Source organism: Sulfurimonas sp., from assembly GCF_047622445.1.
Classification (GTDB): domain Bacteria; phylum Campylobacterota; class Campylobacteria; order Campylobacterales; family Sulfurimonadaceae; genus Sulfurimonas.
Genome location: NZ_JBLHOE010000113.1, coordinates 1 through 4906, shown reverse-complemented (window position 1 = coordinate 4906; position 4906 = coordinate 1). Strand labels below are relative to the sequence as shown.

Genomic DNA, 4906 nt, shown 5'->3' with positions numbered 1-4906 from the left:
TATGCTTCCGCACCACCAGTGAAACTTGCTTTATCATTTATCCAAAGAACCTTCATGACTTATCCTTTATTTCAGTAGTAGAAATATTGTTTTTAGTATAGAGAGAGTGACAATATTTTGTATCGATATTTGGGTTATATTTACCTAGCCCACCTTCATATGTAATATTGTTAGATGGTCTTGTTTCAATGATTTTATGTAGTAACGGAAACATCTTGAACTCCTTATTTTTAGTACTATAGACTAAGTGATTGCAAATGCATTGCATTATGCACATAAATGTTTAAGCTCTTGTATACATTCTCTTGAGCGCTTTGTTACAATACTTTTAAACAACTCCATACTTTTTTCTGAAGTATCCATAATGCGTAATGTAAACTTTTGTGTTTGCCCATTAAATTTAGAATAAATGAACTTTACAAGTAATGTATATTGTTGTTCATCTTTATTTATTAAAAGACGTAATGTATTGTTATCAATAGCTAACTGTGAAATATCTCCACAACCATATATTTCATTAAATGAAACAGCAGAAAGATTAATGTCAGCTTTACTATCTAGTGAAACAAGTTGTGCTGAGAGTTGCTCTTTAAGCTCTACTGTAAGTGAAGCAGCATGTATACTGTTATATTGCATAACAACTAGGTTTGTTAATGTAACTCTATTTAAGATAAAATCAATATTTTCTACATCAGCACTCATATGAAAACCATATTTTTTTATTTCTATAAGTGTTTGCTCATTATTGTTCATTGCAGCAAGTTGCATAGCATCTGTTTCAAAAGTATATAAACCTTCTTTTGCGTTTACCAAAGTTGCTTTATAGTTTACTTTCATACCACAATAGTGGTTGACAAGATTTACTTCACAATTTCCTTGCTCCACTATCGTAAGTAGTTTTTTTGAAATTGTATGGAAGTATGCTGTTGTAGCGTCATTAGCAGCTGTTAAGTTTTCAGCACTTTCTATGGCATAAATAATTGAATATATATCATCATCATTCTTTGTTAATGAGATTATTTCACATTTTAGTTGAGATGTTACATCAACTTTTTTTATGTCTTCATATGATTTTATCATTCTATCTATAATGATATCTAGGTGTGCCTCTGGTGTATAAGGTAAAAGTACTTGTAAAGATTGACTAGAATCATTACAGTAAACAATATCTGATTCTCTAAAAGAGTCTATGATAAAATCTTTTATTTTTTGACTTGTGATTTTTTCTGGAATAATAATGTTTAATGAAGAAACTGGGTAATTATATCTAGTAGCTCTATAAAGCTCTCTAGAATAAGCATTTATAAAATCATGCTTATTTTCTAAGATAGTAATTAAACTCTTTGGTTTTTGATAGTTAAACATTTTACACCTCATATATTTTTTATTCTTACCCTTATGATATATGAGATGAATGCAAATAGATTGCATTCTTGTTTTAAGCGATACGATTAAAGTCGTCTTCGTACCTGACTATGTCATCTTCTTCAAGGTACTCGCCAATTTGTGCCTCAATCATAACTAGTTTAATACGTCCAGGGTTTTCTAGTCTATGCTTTTCACCAGCTGGAATGTAGGTAGATTCATTAGCTTTAAGAAGCTTGATCTCTTCACCGACAGTTACCCTAGCTGTTCCACTTACAATAATCCAATGCTCATTTCGGTGAAAATGCGATTGAAGTGACAAGCGTTTTCCAGGATTGACTACTATTTTTTTTGTTTTATAGGCTGTAGTGTTTTCTAAAACGGTATATGTTCCCCAAGGTCTTGTAACTGTGGCTGGTGTTGTAAGAAGATCGCTTTTACGTTTATGTAACTCATTAACCACTTTCTTAACACCTTGAGAATTTCCTTTAGTCGTAATGAGCAATGCATCAGGAGTGTCAACTATAATTAAATTGTCTACATTAAGGGTTGCAATCATTCTAGTTGAGGAAACGACACAGTTATTATGGGATTCAATAGAGATTAGATCTTGATTATTTGTTTCTAAAAAAGAGTCTTGGCAAATCTCATCAAGAGAGTCAAACGATCCCATATCATTCCATTTTGTAACCAAGGGAACTACCTTAAAGTTGTTGTGTAGTTTTTCCATAAGTGCATTGTCGATACTGACAGACTCTATATCTATAACACTCTTAGCTAAAACTGTACATTCTTTATCTACAAAGATACTCTCTGTAAAAGATTTTTTTATTGAAGCTAGTAGTTGGGGAATTATCTTTTCACATATATGTAAAAAATGAGATACTTTAAAGCAGTAAATTCCACCATTCCATAAGTAGTTTCCATCTTCTAGAAATGATTCGGCTAGTTCTTTGTGAGGCTTTTCTATAAAGGAACATACATTTTGAGCGTTATGTTTAATGTATCCGTAGCCTGTTGCAGGATGTGTAGGTTCGATTCCGACTGCAACGATATTATTATCTTTTGCAAGTTCCACAGCTTGTTTTATCGTTGTTTCGTATTCTTCTTGATTGTCAATGAGATGATCCGCTGGAACAATAGATAAAATTTCATCCTTGTCTGAATTTAATGCAGCCATAATTATTGCGCAAGCACTATTTTTACCAATAGACTCCCAAATAAATGCAGTATGTACACTTTCAATATCTTGAAGCTGATCAAGTACCAAAAATTTTTGTTCAATGTTAGATATGACCATTAGCTTATCACTTAGTGTACAATTACGAAGAACTGTCTTTTGAAATAAGGACGTGTTCGTATTAAATTTAACAAATTGTTTTGGCATTAAAGTACGACTTATAGGCCAGAGTCTTGTCCCACTTCCACCACTTAAAATTACTGTTGTCATTTTTAATCCTTTGTTGTATTGATTTGTAGGTTTCGTACAAATCTTTTATAGTCTCTGAGTACTTCTATATTATTTCTATTTTTTTCAATAATATTTCTTCCTTCAGTCATGTATTTAGTTTGTATACTACGTTTTGATTCTATATTTTTTCTAAGTTGGCTAGAGATTTCACTGCTGTTTGCATTTAAAGATACTGCCAAAAAAGATATTGCTACAATTAGACTACAAGTTTTCATTTATTTAACCTTTATAATGTGATTTTATAGTCGTACTATGCAAATAGTTTGCAGTGTGAGATTTAAACTTCAAAAGAAATTATTCATGTAACGGTTCCATGTATCAAAACCTTCTTTTTAGATTGAATCAGTTAGAATCCAATCCTTAAAACACAAGAAGGAAGTCAAATATGTTAAGTGTACTTTTAGAATTTTCAATGTTCCCAACTTCACCAGATGGAAGAGAAGGTGGTTCTGTATCAAAGCAAGTAAGTAAAATAGTTGATGCAATAGATAAGTCAGGTGTACCTTACCAGTTAACACCAATGGGAACAGTTATAGAAGCTTCGAGTATGAAAGAAGCTCTTAGTATCATCGAACTTGCGTATGAGCAAGTAGGGGACTGTGAGCGAGTGTACTCTTCACTTAAGTTTGACATCCGTCATAACTGTGAAAACAGACTTAAAACAAAAATAGAATCTGTTGAAAAAGTTCTTAACAGAAAAGTAAGTCATTAGATAGATGGTAATTTATATTCATGGATTTGGAAGTAGTGGTGAAGGAGCTAAGGCAAAACTTTTTCGTAAGTACTTTAGAGATAATGGTGTAGGTTTTATCGCACCATCACTTTCTTACATTCCTGAACTAGCTATAAAAACATTAGAAGAATTAGTAGAATCATATAATGGTGAAGTACAACTTATAGGTTCCTCTCTTGGAGGTTTCTACAGTATTTACCTATCTCATAAGTATGATGTAAAAGCAGTGTTGATTAACCCTTCCATTTATCCATATAAAACGTTACCTAAAGTTTTGGGAAATGCTCCTAGTTTTCATGATGAAAGTAGTTTTACTTGGATGCAGTTTCATATAGACAGTTTAAAAAACTATGAAGTTACTTCACCTGTTCAAGAGAATTTTATGCTTTTAACGCAAAAAGGTGATGAGACATTAAACTTTCAAGAAGCCATAGACAAATTACCAAACGCTACTTTAGTTGTAGAAGAGGGTGGAAATCATGGGTATGTTGGGATAGAGAGGCATTTTAAAAGTGTAGAAAGTTTTTTATCTAAATAAAAAACTGTTTAACTACTTTTCTTTTTTCTTTTTTAAAATAAAGTAAAATATACCTGCAATAACTAGAAAGATAAGCATTCTAATGGTTTGTGTTGTTATATCTGTTGTGTCGTTCATAAGTAAACTTCTTGTATTAAATTATACGTAATAATAGCAGATATTGGGCTAGAAAACAAATCTTACTAGCCTAATATATGATTTAGTAATAATAGTTACTTCGATGATTATTTATAACCATTGTATCATTATGATGCCCTCTACGATGAGCTTTACGATGGTGTTTGTTATGATGCTTGTTGTGACGTTTTGTATAATGATGTTGATGTGCTTTATGATGTTTACGTTCACTATAACGACGATTATCATAACGAGGCTCATTATATCTACGTTCATCTACATGTCGAGCTTCTTTTTGTACGTGACGTGGACGTGTATGTACTATCCTTTGTTCATAAGAAACTCTTGTATTGTAGTTATTATCATGATTGTTTACAAGTTGTGAAACTATAACTCCAGCTCCAAATCCTAGTAAGGCATTTCTCTCATTTTTCCCCCAAGCAAAAGCTGATGAGGCAACTAAAAGGCTAAGTAGTATTATTTGTATCTTTTTCATAACTGACTCCTTCAAGTAAGTAGTAAAATTATAGTAAATAATGGTGAAGTGATTGTGTATTATGAAGTGTTAGGAAAAAGCTAAATAAATAAAGGGTGGATAAACTACAAGACCCATATATGGAAGATACTTGTTAAGTGGTGTGAGTAGAGCAAGACTTAACTCATGTGAAATTTCTTTATCAAT

Annotated in this window: 8 protein-coding genes; 2 read left to right on the top strand and 6 right to left on the bottom strand. The window is 31.7% G+C overall.

The window, feature by feature from the left end:
* Nucleotides 1-52: 52 nt before the first annotated feature.
* The 4 genes from ACI9TV_RS15795 to ACI9TV_RS15780 form a co-directional block, all read right to left on the bottom strand.
* Nucleotides 53-214, bottom strand: coding sequence for a hypothetical protein (locus ACI9TV_RS15795; RefSeq protein WP_415251782.1), 162 nt, complete (start codon nucleotides 212-214; stop codon nucleotides 53-55).
* 53 nt (nucleotides 215-267) lie between these two features.
* Nucleotides 268-1365, bottom strand: a complete 1098-nt coding sequence (locus ACI9TV_RS15790; protein WP_415251781.1) for a hypothetical protein — start codon at nucleotides 1363-1365, stop codon at nucleotides 268-270.
* Between the two features lie 73 nt (nucleotides 1366-1438).
* The gene (locus tag ACI9TV_RS15785; protein WP_415251780.1) at nucleotides 1439-2815 is read right to left on the bottom strand and encodes a mannose-1-phosphate guanylyltransferase/mannose-6-phosphate isomerase; all 1377 of its coding nucleotides are present in this window, start codon (nucleotides 2813-2815) and stop codon (nucleotides 1439-1441) included.
* A gap of 2 nt (nucleotides 2816-2817) precedes the next feature.
* Entirely contained in the window at nucleotides 2818-3051 is a 234-nt protein-coding gene (locus ACI9TV_RS15780; RefSeq protein ID WP_415251779.1) for a hypothetical protein, read from the bottom strand.
* Between the two features lie 170 nt (nucleotides 3052-3221).
* On the opposite strand from ACI9TV_RS15780, the gene ACI9TV_RS15775 reads away from it, so the two are divergent.
* Nucleotides 3222-3548, top strand: coding sequence for an MTH1187 family thiamine-binding protein (locus tag ACI9TV_RS15775; protein WP_415251778.1), 327 nt, complete (start codon nucleotides 3222-3224; stop codon nucleotides 3546-3548).
* A 4-nt stretch (nucleotides 3549-3552) separates the two neighbouring features.
* Entirely contained in the window at nucleotides 3553-4107 is a 555-nt protein-coding gene (locus ACI9TV_RS15770; protein WP_415251777.1) for a YqiA/YcfP family alpha/beta fold hydrolase, read from the top strand.
* 12 nt (nucleotides 4108-4119) lie between these two features.
* Here the strand turns inward: ACI9TV_RS15770 and ACI9TV_RS15765 are convergent, their stop codons facing one another.
* A complete protein-coding gene (locus ACI9TV_RS15765; protein WP_415251776.1) occupies nucleotides 4120-4224 on the bottom strand; it encodes an LPXTG cell wall anchor domain-containing protein in 105 nt (34 codons plus the stop codon).
* A gap of 82 nt (nucleotides 4225-4306) precedes the next feature.
* Nucleotides 4307-4720 carry a hypothetical protein gene (locus ACI9TV_RS15760; protein ID WP_415251775.1) on the bottom strand — a complete coding sequence of 138 codons (414 nt, stop codon included), beginning with the start codon at nucleotides 4718-4720 and terminating at the stop codon, nucleotides 4307-4309.
* Nucleotides 4721-4906 lie beyond the last annotated feature (186 nt).